Origin of the sequence: Viridibacillus soli (genome assembly GCF_016612995.1) — a bacterium.
Taxonomy (GTDB): domain Bacteria; phylum Bacillota; class Bacilli; order Bacillales_A; family Planococcaceae; genus Viridibacillus; species Viridibacillus soli.
This window is the reverse complement of record NZ_JAEOAH010000007.1, coordinates 190,793-208,866: the sequence shown is the minus strand read 5'-3', so window position 1 is coordinate 208,866 and position 18,074 is coordinate 190,793. Positions and strand designations below refer to the sequence as shown.

Sequence of the window (18,074 nt, the reverse complement as noted above, 5' to 3'; positions counted from 1 at the left end):
TTTTAACCTACTCAGTTGTTTTCTCGATAAATTAAAAAGGACTTTCCGAATTTATGAAAAGTCCTTTCCTTTATTAACTAGCTTTCCGAAAACCAGCTTGCTCCGCTTCTTTTTCAGTACAGAACATTTTTTCTTCTTTTACAGCATCGTAGTTATTGGAGCCTGGCATATGGTAAATCTTATTGCCCTTATTGTTAATATTTCCTTTAATAGAGCAATCTGCTTTATTGGATTGATCTCCGCTATTCGCTTTATTCGTGCTCTTAGAAAGCGTTTCGTTAGGAGTCAAGCCCTTCACAGCCGATTTATCAAAGCCACGGTTTGTTACATAACCATCGTATTGCCAAATACCTTTTCTGGCAGCCTTTGCTTCTTCTTGAATGGCCTCATAAGCCTCTACATTTGTCGTATTTGGCTCGTAAATATAGCCGACACGCACAAGTCCTTCTCGGATTAACTGCTCCTGTACGCTCTCTCCGTCCGCATAAATATAGGCAAGTAAACGTCCATATTTATCTTCTTGATCGCCAACGTCAAATTCAATTGAAACTTTTTTTGCATTGTTCAATATTTCACGATTACGTGCTTGTGCTTCACGTCCAATTGGCTGTTCGCCTAATTGTTTATGGTACATTTCGGGTGCATCTACTAATAGATAGCGTACATTTTTCGTTGCCCCGTCATATTTCACTTTTATCGTATCGCCGTCCATAATGCTGACGACCTCTACCTGGATGCGATTATTAGATTCATCCGTTTTAGTTTCTTCGGCCTCCGTACATGCTTGTAGTAAAAATACTAGACAGCCGATTACAAATAGTCCCCATTTTTTCATTGTCATCACCATCGTAATCTTAACATATACTGCTAGCTAGCTGTCTACTTTCATAATCCATCTTCATTTTACGCACAAAAAATGCCCAGTCCTAGATGGCTGACTGGGCAAATTTCATATTTCGTTAAACTGTAGTTGTACCATTTGGATTAATGTCTTTAATTGATTTGCCTTGCTCTTCTAAATCACGGATGCGGTGTGCAAGACGTGATGCAGCAGACGCAGCGATGCTACCAACTAAATCGTCAAGGAATGTGTGAACACCATTTCCAACTTTAGTATCTAGTTTCTGAATAATACCGATTTTCTGTTTATCTAAATGTCCGAAAGTCGTTACAGCAATACTACCGTATGTAAATACCGCTCCTAGTGCAATTGTCTCATCTACCCCAAATAGCCCTTCATCTGATTCAACTAATTGTTGTAATGGTTCTGAAAGCAACTTTTTCTCCGCTAATTCATCTAATTCGATTCCAACTAAAAGGGCATGTTGAATTTCACGTTTGTAAAGTACCTTATCAACTGACTCAATACAATGCTCTATAGTAAGTCCATCATTATATGCGAATTGCATTTCATAAACAATTTCCGCTATATCCTTTAATGTAACACCGCGGCGTTCTAAAGCATCGCGTGCCGCTTTAGCAACTACTTCTGAAGAAACTTGAAGTTCTTTTTTATTCATAACCAATCCTCATTTCCAAATTTATAGTTCCTTATGATTACTATTATACCTTTACTTGCGTATATGTTACAATCTCCGTACAGAATACTGAAGGAGTGATTATTTTGAATCGCGGTACAATCACAGATATAGAATTTTTCAGTGAAGCCTTACAAGAGGACATGCACCTGTTAATTTACTTACCTGCAAATTATTCACCACTATATAAATATTCAGTGCTAATCGCATCTGATGGCAAGGATTATTTCCAACTTGGTCGCATTTCTCGCGTAGTTGACGATTATTTAGATCAAGGGGAAATCGAAAATTTAATTATTGTCGGTGTGCCATATAAAAGTGTAGAGGATCGTCGACAAAAATATTTGCCAAACGGGGAAAAACACGATGCATACTTACGTTTTTTAGCAAATGAGCTCGTACCTTATATGGATGAGCATTACTCCACATACCAAATTGGCATGGGCCGTGCATTAATTGGGGATTCACAAGCTGCTACTGTATCTCTACTTGCGGCCATTCGATATCCGAATATTTTCGGAAAAGTATTAATGCAGTCTCCTCAAGTAAATGATGATATTCTAGAAAAAGTTCAACAGATGCAAGATGTTCACGCATTCTCTATTTACCATATTATTGGAACGAAAGAAAATGAAGTAATGACAATGAATAAAACTATTAAAGACTTTTTGACACCCAATCGTGCATTGCATAATTTAATGGACAAAAAGGGCTTTTCCACTTTCTACGATGAATTCAACGGAAATCATTCATGGAAGTTCTGGCAACCTGATTTGAAACGTGCCATAAAACAAAATTTTGGTATTTAACATGGATATTACAATTAATATTCTCTATTTTCTGTTATACTGAAAATTAAGAAATACTATATAAAAAGACTTAGGAGGTACGGAATGATGAAATACGGTATCGTTGCATTCCCATCAAAGAAATTACAAGATTTCGCGAATTCATATAGAAAAAGATATGACACACATTTCGCTAAAATCACACCTCATATTACGCTAAAGGGCGCTTTTGAAGTGGACGATTCTAAAGTAGACGAAGTTGTTAATATGATTCAGGAAGTTAGTAAGCAATTCAAACCACTTTCAATTCACGTATCAAAAGTAAGTTCATTTGCGCCAGTGAACAATGCCATCTATTTAAAAGTGGAACCGGCAGAACAATTGCAAAACATTCATGATGCATTGCATGCTAACACTTTCGGAAATGGGCCAGAATATAAATTTGTGCCCCATATTACACTTGCACAAGGCATGTCATCAGGTGAACATGATGATATTTACGGCCAACTACGTATGACAAACGTCGATTCTAAAGAAACAATCGATCGTATTCATTTACTCTATCAATTAGAGGATGGCTCTTGGACGGTTTACGAAACTTTCCGCTTGTCTGGAGCTGAGTAATTTTTGTTTTTTGCTAAAATTGTTGAATCAGAAAAAGAATTACAAGATGCTTTCTATGTAAGGCAGGAGGTTTTCGTAAAAGAACAAGGTATTCCTCTACCATTAGAGAAAGACGAATACGATAAAGAGGCGACACATTTCGTAGCATATAAAGGTGGAAATCCTATTGCCGCAGGTCGCGTTCGAATTGTAGACGAGAAAATTGCAAAAGTAGACCGTGTTTGTGTATTACCTGTTTATCGTAGAAAACAAATCGGTGTACTAATGATGGCGCACTTAGAAAAGTATGCAAAAGGCCTCGAGTTAGAAAAGGTCAAGTTAAGTGCTCCAACACATGCTATTCCATTCTACGAAAGACAAAGTTACGTTATTACATCACCAGAATTTTTGGACTCTGGCATTCCACATCGCGCAATGGAAAAGGTATTCCAATAAAAAGCTGCTACAACGCATCGTTTAAACGGCGTTGTAGCAGCTTTTTTCTGCATTATTGATTGCTGTCTATTGGTTTACTGGCAACTTTCACCCCCTTCTCTAGCAACCTCCCATGTCTATAATCTAAATGCCTATTTTTCACATAAAAAAACCCTCCAAAGGTTGGGTGCACGCTCAACCTAAGGATGGCTCTTCTCTACAATTTTCAGCATTTAATTGGCAAATCATCCATAGTAATCATTATACATACTTACTGTAATACTTACTTTTGTCTGTGATTTTTAGTTTAATAGGTTGGTACTCTGCTGGGTTAGGATGGATGAATTGTTGATGAACTTGAAGCGAATTTCTGCGACTTTTCTTTTTATCATGTTTCAATTTGTCATCGGCATGTTCTGCACGCTTATTAAGCTCCCGTTCAAAACGAGTTTGCATTTTCACACTTGACACTGCATTCACATAAGCGAAATTAAATTTTTTCATGTTCATACGTTCTGCATATTGCGTTGCTTGCAAAGGTTGAATTGGTAAAATATAGCCCATCAAAACCACCTCCTATATTGTAACTATTCCCTGTATAGTCCTTTTTAAAACCTAAAGAATTATACTATTCAAAGAACATTTTTATGCTATAACATTTTTTGAATTTTACTTAAATCTAAAGATTTACCGTCTTTCATAATAGATGCGACGATTTTCTCTTCTAATTCTTTTGATACTGGTTTATTTGCAAGTTTAGATACTTTACGAATAATTTTGCGTACTTGCTGTTCATCCTGAAAATCTACATATTGAATAGCGTTTGCTAATGCAAATACATCTTCCATTGGTACACCTGTTTTTCCTTCAATTTTCTTAAAGAATGAGCTTTGCATTTAGTTCCCCCCTATTAACCGATAAAGCTTGTGCCGACAATAATGAGTAGAATGAAAAGTACAACGATTAAAATAAATGTTGATCCGTTATTACGGCAACCGCCATAATAGCCTTCTCCTCCACAGCCGCCTCCGAAATTGCCACCGCCGTAACCATACCCTTGTTGAAATCCTGACATAGAAAATCCCTCCCCTCTTTCACCGTATTCTATGCAACGGTGTGAAAAAGGTGGAGGGCGTTTGCACTAATCTATATTTCCTTTTGATCGGAAAAGTAAAGCTCCGATAAATCCAAACACAATTGCAGCACTAATTCCTGAACTTGTAACTTCGAACATTCCTGTTAAAACACCAATCCAGCCATGCTTTTCTGCTTCTGCTAGTGCACCATGTGCCAACGAGTTGCCAAATGATGTAATAGGAATAGTTGCACCTGCTCCGGCAAAATCAATAAGTGGTTCATATAAACCAAAACCAGATAATATGGCACCTGTTACGACGAGAATGCTTAATGTATGTGCTGGTGTTAGTTTGCCGACATCCATAAGTAATTGGCCAATAACACAAATAAGTCCACCAACAACAAAGGCCATTATAAAAGAAGCAATCATTTTATTCCCTCATTTCATCGTTACTTCAATTGCATGTGCAACGGTTGGAATCGATTGATTCTGCTGCACTGATAACGGAGATAATAAAGCACCTGTTGCTACTAAAAGTACCCGTTTCATCCGTCCACTTTTTAGTTCAGCTAATATTTCGCTAAAAAATACGGAAGCAGAACAGCCTGCTCCGCTTGCCCCGGCTAAAAATAACGGATTATCACCATAATATTCTGCTCCGCCATCCCGAACTGTTTCTAGCTGCTTTGTCGTCAAACCAGCTTGTCTCAACATTTCCTTTAAAATAGGTAAACCTACTTTACCAAGATCGCCCGTCATAATGACATCGTAATCTTGCACCGTTTGGCCTCTACCCTTTAAATGTTGTTGTATGGTTGAAAATGCTGCCGGTGCCATTGCAGCCCCCATATGAAATGGATCCGATTGCTGAAAATCTGCCACTTTACCAATAGTTGCGGCTTCAATACATGGTTCCCCTTCTTGATGTTTGCCAATAAGTGCATAACCAGCAGCTGTTACAGTCCACTGTGCCGTTGCTGGCTTTTGTCCTCCATAATCAACTGGATAGCGAAATTGCCTTTCAATGGCGTTATGATGACTTGCGGCGCCAGCAAGTGCATATTGGCTACCTCCTAACTCAGTTAATAAGCTAGCGATAATAACGGATGATGTAGAAGTTGCACAAGCCGAGTACATACCGATAAAAGGACTTGCAATAGTGGCAGCCGCGAAATTCGTCGGTGTCATCTGATTAACCAAATCTCCTCCGATAAAAAAATCAAGCGAATCTTTTGTCAGCTTCTTTTTTTGTAATGCGATTTGAGCAGCTTCTTCAATCATAATCTGATGTCCTTGCTCATTTGTCTTTTGGTCTGCCAATTCATCGTCATATACTAAATCAAAGTTTTGCACAAACACACTTCTCTTCTCTAAAGGACCAACTACGACTCCAGCTGCCAATATGGATGGCTTAGAAGGAAAATAAATAACACCTTTATCCATCACCAGTCAGTCACCCCAATCGTTACTAGTATTAATTTGATAAGTGCTACTAAAAAAGCTGACACAACACCGAACACAATAACAGAACCAGCTAATTTAAAAATATTTCCGCCGACCCCAAGAACAAAACCTTCCGTCTTATGTTCGATTGCCGCTGAAATAACTGCGTTCCCAAAACCTGTAACTGGTACTGCTGAACCTGCCCCACCAAATTGACCTAGCTTTTTATAAAGACCAAATCCTGTTAATAGCATCGCAATGAAAATCATCGTTGAAACGGTCGGATTGCCGGCCGTACGTTCTGTAAAATCAAAATTAGCCATATAGAAAAACGTAATTGCTTGGCCAATTGTACAAATGATACCTCCAACTAAAAAAGCTTTCAGTACATTTTTGAGAATTGGCGTTTTAGGTGATAGTTGCGTCTGTAATTGCTCATAATCTTTTGGGTTCATTATGTTTCTTCCTTTGCAAGTTCTTGTAATTTCTTAACTTTCTTTTTCAATTCTTCTTCAGATAATTCTTTTTTCATAAGCTTCTGTGCTTCCCAAGCAATTTTCAAATCTGTGCTGACTAGTATTTCTTTATCCGGAAATTCCTTCTCAAATTTCTTTTGCAAAGCCTTTTCAATTTTGGCTTTTCTCATTTTTGAAAAAGGTTTTACTTCAACACCAACTAATACAATATCGTCAATGAAGACGGCAGTACCCTTTTGAATTGACTTTTCATCTTTCAAAAGCTTTTCAATTTTTGACTGCGACTCTGTATCCTCCTCACCATGAAATGTTGCGAATTTCTCTTTCTGCGCTCCATTACAAGCAACCAATAGCTGAATAACGCACACTAAAGTTACGAAACGTAAGACATGTTTTTTCATATACTCACCTTTTTTTAAACAGTATGGGTTTTTCATGAAAAATTATGCATTATCTAAGGCAGTTGCCCTAGTTCAATTTTGAAAGTGACATATTGTATAAGGAGTATTGAAAAGGAGGTGAAATAAAAATGGGATGTGGAAGAAATGATGATGCGGTTGGGCATAAAAACTCAAAGGGTTGTGTTTGTGACGTTGTTCGCGCCATTAAAGACATTCAAGATCAAGATATTGATGAAGGTTGTGGCCAATGTCCAACTAACTGTTTCTTAGAGCCTCTTGGTGGATTAATGAGTCCTGCACGTAACCATTCAGATACACGTGTATTTATGCTTTTAAACAAAGACGGCACACCATTCAAAGCATTTTTTAGAACTTCAGAACACGGTGATCGCCACTGTTTCTCAGTCTTTTTCAGAGTAGAGGATATTTTCGATAGTTGCTGCGCTACTTTACGCGTATTAATTCCTATAAAACATGGTGGTCATATAGCTAACTTATTAACGGATTGCGGTACTGAAGTAGACTTAACAAATATATGTAAAGTTGTAGACTGGGAAGCGTCTACTAGCTGTGTTACCGTAGATTTAAATTGCTTCTGCGCAGTTCAATGCATTAAAGATGTCTTTTTAGGTATTTGTGACTAATCGCAAGTTAAAGGACTTAACAGTAGTGTCTTTATTTTAAAATGGATGATAGCAGTGTCAGGCAAAGAGCTCCAAAGTTAGGCAAGCTAACTTTCGGGGCTTTTTGTGTTATTTTTTTATTAGCTTATGCAATATCAGATATTTTTTGCAAAAAAAACTATCCCTATAAAAGGGATAGCCATTAAAATGTTTTTCCACGCCATTTAATTTCCATAAGCTCAGTTATTTTCGTTGGATGTACGACACCACTATAGCTTTTCAAAAGTACTTCGTCTTGCAATACGAGATCGACGATACCTTCTATAATACGTCCATCTGTTAGTCTAAATTGCAATGGTCTGTATGCGTGTTGTTGAAATGGTGCTGACAAAAATTGCAATCGTTCAATTTTGCGGCGTATTTCAGAATCCTTAATAACGATTGGTATTGGTTCGACTGCTTCTTCTGTTACCATGTCTTCAATAACTTCTTCAATATTTTCTTCTACTACCGCCTCAGCAACTATTTGAAAGACAGAGGTATTTTCAATATCAATAAAAAAAGCTGGGGGAGCTTTGATAAAAAGGAGTGGGCGAGTCCCCATGTATACACATCCTTTTTTCATATTCTATGCTCCACCAACAAAACAAGTTACATTAATTTACTTATGAACATCGTTGCGATTCCAAGATAAATCAAAATACTCGTAATATCATTTAATGTTGTAATAAATGGACCGGATGCAACAGCAGGGTCAATTTTCAACCTATGCATTAATAAAGGGATAAATGAGCCCGCAATTGTTGCAACGAAAATTGAACAGCAAATTGCTGCACCGACTAACGCACCTAATAACCACATATGCTTCCAAAAGAAGACGATACCAAATGCGATAACTCCACAAACAACACCTGTAATGATACCTGTAATTGCTTCTCTTAATAATAATTTCATCTTGCTCTCATCTTCAACATCACCAGTTGCAATTCCTCGAACGGCAACAGCTAATGCTTGTGTCCCACTATTGCCTGAAGTCCCGCCAATGAGCGGAATAAAGGCAGCAAGTACCGCCACTTTCTCTAAAGTACCTGTAAATAAATCTACTAAATTAGCGGTTAACATACCTAAAAATAATAATACAACAAGCCAAGGTAACCGTTTTTTCGCTGCTGCAAACGGACTCTTATCAAATGTTACCATATCAGAAACCCCAGCAAGTTTAGAGTAATCATCAGATGCCTCTTCATCGATTACATCGATAATATCATCGACTGTAATAATACCAAGCATTTCATTTTTCGAATTAATTACGGGTACTGCTAAAAAGTTATAATCCTTCATAATTTGTGCAACTGCTTCTTGGTCATCCGTCACACTTACGCTCACAACACGATCATTCATAATTTGGCGAATTAATGTATCCTCTTCTGCAATGATTAAGTCGCGCAAAGAAACGACACCTGTTAAATGATTCGAATCATCCACAACGAACAAATAGTAAATCGTTTCCGCATCAGGGGCTGCGTTGCGCAAAATCGTCATAGCAGAACGCACCGTAGAATTTTCTGGAATTGCTACATATTCCGTCGTCATAATAGAACCGGCCGTATATTCCTCATAGTACAACAGCTCTTTAATTTCCTGAGCTGAGTCTTTATCCATAATTTTAAGGAAATGACTAATTTGGTCTTTGTCTAATTCATTTAGAACGTCAACCGCATCGTCGGTATACATTGCTGCTAACATTTGTGCTGCATATGTCGTATCCATTTCCTCTAAAATGCCTTTATATTCATCATCATCGAGTTCGATTGCTTCGAAAATATCAGCCATCTCTTTAGGGGAGAGGTATTGATAGATAATCTGGCGTATGTCTGGTTCCACCTTCTCATAAAACTGTGCCTGATCATACGGATGAAGTGCTAAAAATTCTTCGCGAAAATTATCTGTCTCATGGTTCTCTAGTAATTGACGCAGATGTTGCTCATCGAATTGTACTTCATCTTTTTCCTTTGTTTCTTCTATCATGCATGTCCCCTCCTCTCGACTCGTTAAGTCATATCAAATTCGCCTTGGCGCATTTAGCGTCCAGATTTTTTATCGAGTTTCAACTAGGGTTTGAATCCCCACTGAATTGTATACATTTGTTGCATTCATCTCACCACTTATAGAAGTGAGAGACTTCTGCAGAATCAAGTTAAAATAATACCTTACTATAATAGAGCGTAGACATTCAAAAGAGCAATTACTTTTTTGTATTTTTTTTGTTACAGCCCTGTGAACATCCCTAATACTAACACTTGCGAGTACTTTTCTACAAATGCCATTCAGGATATTTCCCAGGAAATTAATAATAAGGTGCTTATGGAATATAAGCACCTTACGACATTTGTTCTATTAATAATGATTGCATATCTTTAGGTAAAGCTATCTGCCAGCTATAATATTGTTTTGTAATAGGGTGATGTAGTTGAAGTTCTACACAATGTAATGCTTGGCGATTTATTAATACTCGGTTGCCACCATATAAAGTATCTCCTACGAGTGGATGACCTATAGATGCCATATGTACACGAATTTGATGAGTACGTCCTGTATGTAGCTTCAAACGAATATGTGTAATAGCTTCACCCTGTATCGTTGTACGTTTTAACACGTATACATCTGTATGCGCAAATTGGCCATCATCACGCACAACACGTTCGATAATACTGCCTTCCTTACGACCAATTGGGGCTATAATTTCTTGTTGGTGTAACTCCATATGTCCATGTACAATCGCTTCATATGTTCGGTGAATATCATGTCTCTTTTGTGCTTCACTCATTAAATGGTGAATGTGACGATGTTTTGCGATACACATGAGCCCAGATGTATCACGATCTAAACGTGTGACGACATGCACAGTTGAAGCCAAATCCTGCTGTTGAAAATGAGCGACTACAAAATTTGCAACGCTTCTTGTAGGATGATCATGTGAAGGAATTGTATTTTGATAAGGTTGTTTAGCAATAACGAGTAGTTCATGGTCTTCGAAAATGATATTTAGCTTCTCGCTCACAGGCACTAATCCGTCACTAATTTCCTCAGGTGGAAAAATGATCGTGACCAAATCATTCACTTGTAGCATGTGACGAACGTTTTGCTCCGCATCATTTACTAAAAGTTGTCCTCCTTGAAACTTTATAGCAGTTAAAGCTCGCTTAGAAATATCCCACATAGCTAATGCATCTCTAAATAATTGCTCCTGCTCTACTTTAAATGTTAAGCGATATCTTGAATCGTTCATCTTATTTCAAATCACTATCGATGAATGAATCATGTACACGCTGCCAAAAAGGAAATGCTCTGAAACGAGCAAAACGAACCTTTTCCTTTGCCACTTTGTATTGAATTGATTTTACATCTTTATGCAATAATTGTAAGTGGTCGACTGTTACCATGAAATCCTTTGCCTGCACAGGCTTTAGTACACAATTATGATGCGCTGGCAATACTAGTGAGGAGCCGACTGTACGAAACACACGATTATTAATAGAAGCCATTTCAGTCACTTGAATGGCTTCTATTGATGGATGCAAAATGGCACCACCAAGCGCTTTATTGTATGCCGTACTTCCTGAAGGTGTAGAGACACAGAGACCGTCACCACGGAAACGTTCAAATAGTCGCCCATTTAACTCAACGTCCATAACAAGAGTCACTTCAGATGATTTCACAGTAGATTCATTCATTGCTAAATAAGTGTATTTATCATCTGAATTTTGGTAGTTAATCGTTACTTCTAATAGTGGATAGTCGATTACTTTATAATCGTTCTTTGCTATAGAAATGACCAATTTCTCTATTTCAATTGGCTTCCAATCTGCATAAAACCCCAGATGTCCCGTATGAATACCGACAAACGCAACATCCGACAATACATGACTATAACGATGGAATGCATGAAGTAGCGTTCCATCTCCACCAATCGATAACACAATATCCGGCTTTTCTTCATTTAGCTCTAAACCAAAATCTGTTAAGTAAGAGATTGCTCTTTCCATTAATTCATTTGATTGAGGATCATTACGTGATTGAACGGCAAATTTCATAGATTTTTATGGACTCCCTTCGAATTGTCATCTCTGACTTTTGGATTGGAAGCTTCCTTGTATTCCGTAAAATACTTTTGAGCTTCCTGTATTTCTTCGCGAATTAAAGACATTTCCTCATCTAAGCGGGATGCTGCCTCCGCTGCGCTTTGTAGGCGATTTTTTATTTCCTCAGGAAAAATGCCCTTATATTTATAGTTCAATGAATGCTCAATAGATGCCCAAAAGTTCATTGCTAGTGTTCTAATTTGAATTTCAGCTAAAATTCTTTTTTCTCCGTGGATTGTCGCGACCGGATATTCAATAATCATATGATAGGAACGATATCCGCTAACTTTTACATTCGTGATATAATCTCTTTCTTCTACTACTATTATGTCGTTACGTTGGCGTAATAATTCAATAACAGTTGGAATATCATCTACGAATTGGCACATAACACGTACCCCAGCGATATCTTGTAGTTCATGTGCAAGCATATCTGACGGCTCAAAGACTAGGCCTTTTTCTAACGTCTTATCATAAATACTCGCCAGTGGTTTCACTCGTCCTGTTACGAATTCGATTGGTGACGTTTCATTCGATTTCTCGAACTGCGCACGCATTCCTTTTAGCTTAATTTTCAATTCATCGACGGCTTGCTTATAGGGCTGTAAAAAGCGTTCCCATTGTCCCACGATAAGTCCCCCTAACCTTCTCAGGCTTCGTTCAATATTTCAGCAAAGGCCTCTTCAACAGCAGTTGAAAAGTCTACTCCATAATTATGATTTCCTTCAATATTAAATATAAGTGCATTAAGTTCATCCTGGAAGTTGACCAATTCAATCTGCTCTTCACCCCAAGTTAATAATGGCTCCGAATCAGATTGTAACGTTTTGACTAATAATGGCCAAATAGTTTGTGGAAATTTTATATATTGATAGCCTTCTCCTGCATCCATTAAATAGACGAAAGCCATTTCGTCTGAATCAGTAATAACCTGACCCGCAGCTTTCCATTTACAATTAGGCATTTCACCATTTAATTGTAAATGAATTTGATTTTCTAGTTGTGTTCCATTTTCTACTGTATAAGTTTTACGCAAAGCCAATCTTCCTTTCCGTGAATCTCCTATTATTTTATCATAGTAAGTCTCGATTCTAACCACTTTTTCGGAGAATTGTTCTGCTTTTTGCCATTTCGACAATCATTGCAATGCTGAGTATACTTCACCTATAATTAATTTATACAAAATCATAAAAACAGAAGGTGATTTGCATGGTACAGCAACTAGAGATTGAGTTCAAAAATCTACTGACGAAGAATGAATACGTGGCACTTTGCCTCGCTTTTGCTATTCCAGCTGAAGGTTTTCACGAACAGACGAATCATTATTTCGATACAGCTGATTTCCAATTAAAAAATGCATGCTCAGGCCTACGTATTCGCGAAGTTCAGAGCCGCTTTGAATGTACATTAAAAGAGCCCGCAACAGGCATTGGGTTAATCGAAACTACAGATTTATTAACTAAAGAGCATGTGCATACAGTTCTAAATGGCGGTACTTTAAAAGCAGGAGAAGTCGATACTCGATTTAAAAAATTACAAGTTAACCCCGAAGAGCTACAACTATTAGGTACACTTTTCACAAAACGTGCCGAAATAAAATATAATGGTGGGCTTCTCGTATTCGACCATTCTCGCTATTTGGACACGGATGATTATGAACTTGAATTTGAAGTGACAAATGAGGAGACAGGTAGAGTGATTTTCGAAGAATTTTTAGCAGCGCATTCGATACCCGTTCGAGTAGCAGATAAAAAAATTGCGCGATTCATGGCCGCCGTCAATAAGAAAAGAGGTTAATAGATGGATATCTCGGCTTTAAAAACACTCCTTGAAATTCAAGGACTCCAATCAATGGGATCAACCAGTTTAACAGCAACAGATTCATCCTCCTCTTCATCAAGCATGTTCACGCAATTGATGAATGAAATGATGACATCTTCTACATCAACGTCTCAAACTGACACGTCACAATTACTTGGCTTAACTAGTTCCTTATCAAGCTCAGGTACAGATTATAGCAAGCTATCTCAACTTTTAAATGACTCAAACAATTCCGATAGTACGGACTATGCTTCATTATTAGGCAGTGGCTCGATGAATTCATCGACTACAGGCTCAGGTAATGCACCCTCAAGCTTATACTACAGCGGTACATCACCTGTTTATAGACCATCTTCAATGTCTAATAATACATATAATCCATCACCTTTGACTCAAGAATTAACCGGATTTAATGCTATTCCTGGGCCAACTAGCGTCACTTCAAATAAGCAGTACGATGCCATTATAAAAAAAGCTTCTGAAACTTACGGGATACCTGAAAAACTGATTAAATCGGTTATTAAACAAGAATCGAATTTTAATAACTCCGTCGTTAGTCATGCAGGTGCTGCTGGTCTTATGCAATTAATGCCAGGTACTGCAAAATTCCTCGGCGTTTCAAATGTCCATGACCCAGAGCAAAACATTATGGGTGGGACAAAATATTTGAAACAAATGCTTGATAAATTTGGGGGCAACACGAGGCTAATGCTGGCTGCATATAATGCGGGACCTGGAAATGTATCCAAATATGGCGGTATTCCACCATTTAAAGAAACAACAAACTATGTTACTAAAATCATGAACACCTACCAAGCATAACTTCAAGACTACAATGGTTGATTAAATTGTGGATAGGACAAGTACTAGACTTAATATTGCTAGGCAAATAATACTTAAAATCGACTTCAAACTAAAATTATGTCGATTTTAGTAGTTAGCAATTATTTATGGCAGTACGTTTATTCACAACTAATATCTACTATTGTGGTCTTTTTTTATAAAATTATATGAAAAAAGTAATGTAAAACAATCGATTTGTTTGAGAAAAAACTTATTGGTTGATAGAATAGAATTACAGCTAAAGCAAAGGAGCATCATCAATGACGCAAAAACCTATTATTCCTTATGAGGAAATTGGCGAAGAAACACTATCTAAAATGATTGAGATTTTCTACTCCAAAGTCGCTAAAAATCCGAAGCTAAAGCCGATATTTCCTGATGACTTAACTGAAACAGCCCGCAAGCAAATTCAATTTCAAACTCAATATTTAGGTGGTCCTAATCTATTTACTGAGGAGCACGGGCATCCAATGATGAAGGCCCGCCATATGCCCTTCAAAATTACACCCGAACGTGCACAAGCATGGTTAGAATGTATGGCTGAAGCTATGGATGAAGTGGGACTAGATGGCAAGATTCGAGAAATATACTATAAACGACTCGTCCTTACAGCGCACCACATGATTAATTCACCTGATAATGACGAGGAGGTATTAGAGTGAATAATATTCAAGTCATGCCGGTTCCAGTTGCACCAACTACTACTCTAAGTAAGCCGATTGAACTGTATGTATTTGTCGATCCGCTTGACCCTGGTAGTTGGAATTTACAATCGATTATCCGTAAACTCCAAGTGAATTATGATCAGTACTTTACATTACGTTTTGTTCTTAGTACAGAATTAGCTTCACTCAATGTCGATTGTCAACGTGTAAATAGCTGTAATAGTGATCATGAAGAGATTGATGTTTCTCACCCCGTACTACCTTCGATCGCAGTAAAGGCGGCTGAATTACAAGGAAAAAAAGCAGGCTATCGTTATTTAGTGAAGTTGCAAGAATATGCCTTGTTGAATATGAAAAACGTTCGTTCTTGTGCTACACTAGTCGAAATCGCTGAAGAGGTCCAATTAGATACACAAGAATTCCAAACTGACTTCAGATCAATTGAAGCAGCACGTGCATTCCAAAGTGACCTTTGTATTACTCGTGAAATGGATGTTGAAGAAGTACCAAGCTTTGTCTTTTTCAATGAAAACATTGAAGATGAAGGTTTAAAAGTATGTGGCAATTATTCATATGAAGTTTATGAACAAATATTAGAAGAATTATTAGACGGCGAGCTTATTTGTCAGCAGCCTCCATCAGTAGATGAATTATTTAAACGGTATCATACATTAACAACTAAAGAAGTTGCTTCCATCTATAATATATCTGTACAAACTGCTGAACGGGAGTTAAAAAAGAAAATGCTGCAACAAAAAATCGACCGCATACATTGTGAAGAATTATCGCTATGGCGCTTAAAATAAATTATATTTAGACTAGTAATGACAAATTGTCGTTACTAGTCTTTTTTTAATTGATTGCTAGGAAATTTTGTTCGTTTCAACCAAATTTTTAGTTAACATATTGATGACAGTTACTAATTGAAGGTATAAAAAAATAAAAGAGGCGCCTCTACGAGAGACGCCTCCTTTTCACAAAGGGGATGGGAGAAATGTTCACGTTCAAACAAAGGGGTGTATGTTTGTTTGTGATTTATTTCACATCTAACACTTTAGCATGGAAAAATTGATATAGCAACGATTCAGAATTGATTTCACAAAGTTGTCATAAGGAAAGCGTTTCCATGCTTTCTAAAGTATTTTTAGCTTAAAATTCACATACTTTTGTCGAATTATTAGGTCGAATTATTGTTTGTTGCGGAACTTTCTGCGTTTGTTGCGGAACTCTCACTCTTTGTTGCGGAACTCCTACTCTTTGTTATTTATCTGAAAATTCACGTCCTAAATACCCCGTTTTTAAACGAATAAAAGCCGAGGGAAACGATTGTTTCTCCTCGGCTTCTTCTGTTATCTCTTATTATACATTCAATAATTTTTCAAGTTCATCTAGATTTTTCTCGAATACTTTGCATGCATCCTCAATTGGTCCAGCAGATTCCATATTAACGCCTGCTGCTTTAAGTACTTCGATTGGGAAGTCTGAGCAACCAGCTTTTAGGAATTTGTTAATATAACGCTCTACGGCTGGCTGTCCTTCTTCTAGGATTTGTGCGCTTAGAGCGGTAGCAGCACTTTTACCTGTTGCATATTGGTACACATAGTAATTGTAGTAGAAGTGAGGAATACGAGCCCATTCAAAGCCGATTTCTTCATCTACAACGATTGCGTCGCCATAGTATTGTTTATTTAAATCATAGTAGATTTCTGTCATTTTTTCAGCAGTCAATGCTTCACCATCTTGGTCTAGTTTGTGAATAATATGCTCAAATTCAGCGAACATTGTTTGACGGAAAATTGTACCACGGAAGCCTTCTAACCAGTGATTTAATAAATAAATACGTTGTTGCGGATCTTCAATTGTATTTAATAAATATTGGTTCAATAATTCCTCGTTACAAGTAGATGCCACTTCGGCAACGAAAATAGAATAATTGCCGTATACGTATGGTTGGTTATTGCGTGTGTAATAACTGTGCATACTATGACCAAACTCATGAACTAGCGTAAATAAATTATCTAAATTATTTTGCCAATTCATTAAAACGTATGGATTTGTTCCGTATGCACCTGAAGAATACGCACCGCTACGTTTCCCTTTGTTTTCAAGAACATCTACCCAGCGATCTTCTAAACCTTGTTTAACGATACTTACATACTCATCGCCAAGCACTTCAAAGCTTTTTAGCATATGCTCTTTTGCTTCTTCATAAGGCATATCCATTTTCGATTCTTGTACAAGTGGTGTGTAAATATCCCACATATGAAGTTCATCTACGCCAAGTACCTTTTTACGTAATGCAATGTAACGATGCATTAATGGTAGGTATTTGTGAATTGTTGAGATTAGTTGATCGTACACTTTTTCTGGAATATGATTTTCTGCCATTGCCGCTTGGCGAGCTGAGTCATATTTACGTATACGTGCATTGACATTATCGCTTTTAACATTACCAGCCAATGTTGTCGCAAATGTGTTACGGAAATCACCATATGTTTTGTACATTGCACGGAAAGCCGCTTCACGCACTTTGCGATCACCGCTTTCTAAGAAATGCGTGTAGTTACCATGTGTTAATTGCACTTGATTACCATTTTCATCTTCAATCGCCGGGAGTTGCAAATCCGCGTTGTTTAATGTGCTGAAAGTTTGAGATGATGCGCTCACCACCTCTGACATTTGAGCAAGAATTGCTTCTTGCTCAGCTGGTAAAACATGTGGACGCTGAAGATTGATTTTATATAAATCATGTTTATATAGTTGTAATTCTTCATTTTCAGCTAAATATTGTTCAATTGTATTTTCATCTAAAGCTAGAATTTCTGGTGTTACAAAGGATAAGCTTGTTGAAATTTTCGCAAGAAGTGATTTGCAACGGCTATCCACTGCTTGATAGAAGCTATTAGCCGTATCTTGATCTAAACGCATATGTGCATATGTGTAAAGGCGCATTAGTTTTGAAAACACTTTATCACAATATTGTAGCACTGCTAATAACGCATCTGCTCCGTTTTGAACTGTACCTTTATAACCTGCTGCTTCTTCACCCAAAGCGCTAATTTCTTTAAACTCTGCTTCCCAAGCTTCATCTGTTGGAAAGATGTCTTCAAGGCGCCAAGTAAATTCAACAGGTACCTCTTGTCTCGTTAATACTTTATGTTCTGATTTTGTTGTCATTTTCTATGACCTCCTAATTTATATACACTGAGAAACTATTA

At 37.4% G+C, this 18,074-nt stretch carries 23 protein-coding genes and 1 pseudogene; 8 read left to right on the top strand and 16 right to left on the bottom strand.

Annotated features, from left to right (window positions below):
- Window positions 1-73 precede the first annotated feature (73 nt).
- Both JFL43_RS08625 and JFL43_RS08620 read right to left on the bottom strand, forming a co-directional pair.
- Complete coding sequence (locus JFL43_RS08625; protein WP_100794624.1) at window positions 74-835, bottom strand: thermonuclease family protein; 762 nt, start codon at window positions 833-835, stop codon at window positions 74-76.
- 124 nt (window positions 836-959) lie between these two features.
- On the bottom strand, window positions 960-1,520 hold the full coding sequence (locus tag JFL43_RS08620) for a phosphatidylglycerophosphatase A family protein (RefSeq protein WP_100794625.1): 561 nt from the start codon (window positions 1,518-1,520) through the stop codon (window positions 960-962).
- Between the two features lie 104 nt (window positions 1,521-1,624).
- Here JFL43_RS08620 and JFL43_RS08615 point away from each other — a divergent pair, with 104 nt between their 5' ends.
- The 3 genes from JFL43_RS08615 to JFL43_RS08605 all read left to right on the top strand — a co-directional run bounded on the left by JFL43_RS08615 (window position 1,625) and on the right by JFL43_RS08605 (window position 3,385).
- Window positions 1,625-2,347: an alpha/beta hydrolase gene (locus tag JFL43_RS08615; RefSeq protein WP_200748705.1), complete on the top strand. Its 723-nt coding sequence runs from the start codon at window positions 1,625-1,627 to the stop codon at window positions 2,345-2,347.
- Between the two features lie 87 nt (window positions 2,348-2,434).
- Window positions 2,435-2,950 (top strand): YjcG family protein, encoded by a 516-nt coding sequence (locus tag JFL43_RS08610; RefSeq protein ID WP_200748728.1) that lies wholly within the window; start codon window positions 2,435-2,437, stop codon window positions 2,948-2,950.
- Between the two features lie 3 nt (window positions 2,951-2,953).
- On the top strand, window positions 2,954-3,385 hold the full coding sequence (locus JFL43_RS08605; RefSeq protein WP_200748704.1) for a GNAT family N-acetyltransferase: 432 nt from the start codon (window positions 2,954-2,956) through the stop codon (window positions 3,383-3,385).
- A gap of 240 nt (window positions 3,386-3,625) precedes the next feature.
- Here the strand turns inward: JFL43_RS08605 and JFL43_RS08600 are convergent, their stop codons facing one another.
- The 7 genes and pseudogenes from JFL43_RS08600 to JFL43_RS08570 form a co-directional block, all read right to left on the bottom strand.
- Window positions 3,626-3,928 (bottom strand): hypothetical protein, encoded by a 303-nt coding sequence (locus JFL43_RS08600; RefSeq protein WP_200748703.1) that lies wholly within the window; start codon window positions 3,926-3,928, stop codon window positions 3,626-3,628.
- A gap of 86 nt (window positions 3,929-4,014) precedes the next feature.
- Window positions 4,015-4,260 carry a stage VI sporulation protein F gene (locus JFL43_RS08595; protein WP_200748702.1) on the bottom strand — a complete coding sequence of 82 codons (246 nt, stop codon included), beginning with the start codon at window positions 4,258-4,260 and terminating at the stop codon, window positions 4,015-4,017.
- 14 nt (window positions 4,261-4,274) lie between these two features.
- Window positions 4,275-4,340, bottom strand: a pseudogene (locus tag JFL43_RS22440) (YjcZ family sporulation protein); the annotation flags it as partial.
- A gap of 165 nt (window positions 4,341-4,505) precedes the next feature.
- Window positions 4,506-4,871 (bottom strand): stage V sporulation protein AE, encoded by a 366-nt coding sequence (gene spoVAE / locus JFL43_RS08585; protein WP_200748700.1) that lies wholly within the window; start codon window positions 4,869-4,871, stop codon window positions 4,506-4,508.
- Between the two features lie 9 nt (window positions 4,872-4,880).
- Window positions 4,881-5,885 (bottom strand): stage V sporulation protein AD, encoded by a 1,005-nt coding sequence (locus tag JFL43_RS08580; RefSeq protein ID WP_200748727.1) that lies wholly within the window; start codon window positions 5,883-5,885, stop codon window positions 4,881-4,883.
- On the bottom strand, window positions 5,885-6,340 hold the full coding sequence (spoVAC, locus tag JFL43_RS08575) for a stage V sporulation protein AC (protein WP_200748699.1): 456 nt from the start codon (window positions 6,338-6,340) through the stop codon (window positions 5,885-5,887). Before spoVAC ends, JFL43_RS08580 begins: the two co-directional genes overlap by 1 nt.
- Complete coding sequence (locus tag JFL43_RS08570) at window positions 6,340-6,762, bottom strand: hypothetical protein (RefSeq protein ID WP_200748698.1); 423 nt, start codon at window positions 6,760-6,762, stop codon at window positions 6,340-6,342. The genes spoVAC and JFL43_RS08570 overlap by 1 nt, the downstream gene beginning before the upstream one ends.
- Before the next feature lie 128 nt (window positions 6,763-6,890).
- On the opposite strand from JFL43_RS08570, the gene JFL43_RS08565 reads away from it, so the two are divergent.
- Complete coding sequence (locus JFL43_RS08565) at window positions 6,891-7,406, top strand: CotY/CotZ family spore coat protein (protein WP_200748697.1); 516 nt, start codon at window positions 6,891-6,893, stop codon at window positions 7,404-7,406.
- A 181-nt stretch (window positions 7,407-7,587) separates the two neighbouring features.
- Here JFL43_RS08565 and JFL43_RS08560 read toward each other — a convergent pair whose 3' ends face one another.
- The 6 genes from JFL43_RS08560 to JFL43_RS08535 all read right to left on the bottom strand — a co-directional run bounded on the left by JFL43_RS08560 (window position 7,588) and on the right by JFL43_RS08535 (window position 12,563).
- Complete coding sequence (locus tag JFL43_RS08560) at window positions 7,588-8,010, bottom strand: hypothetical protein (RefSeq protein ID WP_200748696.1); 423 nt, start codon at window positions 8,008-8,010, stop codon at window positions 7,588-7,590.
- A gap of 26 nt (window positions 8,011-8,036) precedes the next feature.
- On the bottom strand, window positions 8,037-9,413 hold the full coding sequence (gene mgtE, locus JFL43_RS08555; RefSeq protein WP_200748695.1) for a magnesium transporter: 1,377 nt from the start codon (window positions 9,411-9,413) through the stop codon (window positions 8,037-8,039).
- Between the two features lie 352 nt (window positions 9,414-9,765).
- Window positions 9,766-10,674, bottom strand: coding sequence for an RluA family pseudouridine synthase (locus JFL43_RS08550; RefSeq protein WP_200748694.1), 909 nt, complete (start codon window positions 10,672-10,674; stop codon window positions 9,766-9,768).
- 1 nt (window position 10,675) lies between these two features.
- Window positions 10,676-11,479 (bottom strand): NAD kinase, encoded by an 804-nt coding sequence (locus JFL43_RS08545; RefSeq protein ID WP_100794639.1) that lies wholly within the window; start codon window positions 11,477-11,479, stop codon window positions 10,676-10,678.
- Window positions 11,476-12,156: a GTP pyrophosphokinase gene (locus JFL43_RS08540; protein WP_100794640.1), complete on the bottom strand. Its 681-nt coding sequence runs from the start codon at window positions 12,154-12,156 to the stop codon at window positions 11,476-11,478. The genes JFL43_RS08545 and JFL43_RS08540 overlap by 4 nt, the downstream gene beginning before the upstream one ends.
- A 20-nt stretch (window positions 12,157-12,176) precedes the next feature.
- Window positions 12,177-12,563, bottom strand: coding sequence for a UPF0738 family protein (locus tag JFL43_RS08535; RefSeq protein WP_200748693.1), 387 nt, complete (start codon window positions 12,561-12,563; stop codon window positions 12,177-12,179).
- Between the two features lie 173 nt (window positions 12,564-12,736).
- Between JFL43_RS08535 and JFL43_RS08530 the strand changes: the two genes are divergently transcribed.
- The 4 genes from JFL43_RS08530 to JFL43_RS08515 all read left to right on the top strand — a co-directional run bounded on the left by JFL43_RS08530 (window position 12,737) and on the right by JFL43_RS08515 (window position 15,662).
- A complete protein-coding gene (locus tag JFL43_RS08530; RefSeq protein ID WP_200748692.1) occupies window positions 12,737-13,324 on the top strand; it encodes a CYTH domain-containing protein in 588 nt (195 codons plus the stop codon).
- A 3-nt stretch (window positions 13,325-13,327) separates the two neighbouring features.
- Window positions 13,328-14,170, top strand: coding sequence for a lytic transglycosylase domain-containing protein (locus tag JFL43_RS23170; protein ID WP_200748691.1), 843 nt, complete (start codon window positions 13,328-13,330; stop codon window positions 14,168-14,170).
- Window positions 14,171-14,451: 281 nt separating this feature from the next.
- The gene (locus JFL43_RS08520) at window positions 14,452-14,853 is read left to right on the top strand and encodes a globin domain-containing protein (protein WP_100794644.1); all 402 of its coding nucleotides are present in this window, start codon (window positions 14,452-14,454) and stop codon (window positions 14,851-14,853) included.
- Window positions 14,850-15,662, top strand: a complete 813-nt coding sequence (locus JFL43_RS08515) for a DsbA family protein (RefSeq protein WP_100794645.1) — start codon at window positions 14,850-14,852, stop codon at window positions 15,660-15,662. The genes JFL43_RS08520 and JFL43_RS08515 overlap by 4 nt, the downstream gene beginning before the upstream one ends.
- A gap of 553 nt (window positions 15,663-16,215) precedes the next feature.
- Here the strand turns inward: JFL43_RS08515 and pepF are convergent.
- Window positions 16,216-18,033, bottom strand: coding sequence for an oligoendopeptidase F (pepF, locus tag JFL43_RS08510; protein WP_200748690.1), 1,818 nt, complete (start codon window positions 18,031-18,033; stop codon window positions 16,216-16,218).
- Between the last annotated feature and the right edge of the window lie 41 nt (window positions 18,034-18,074).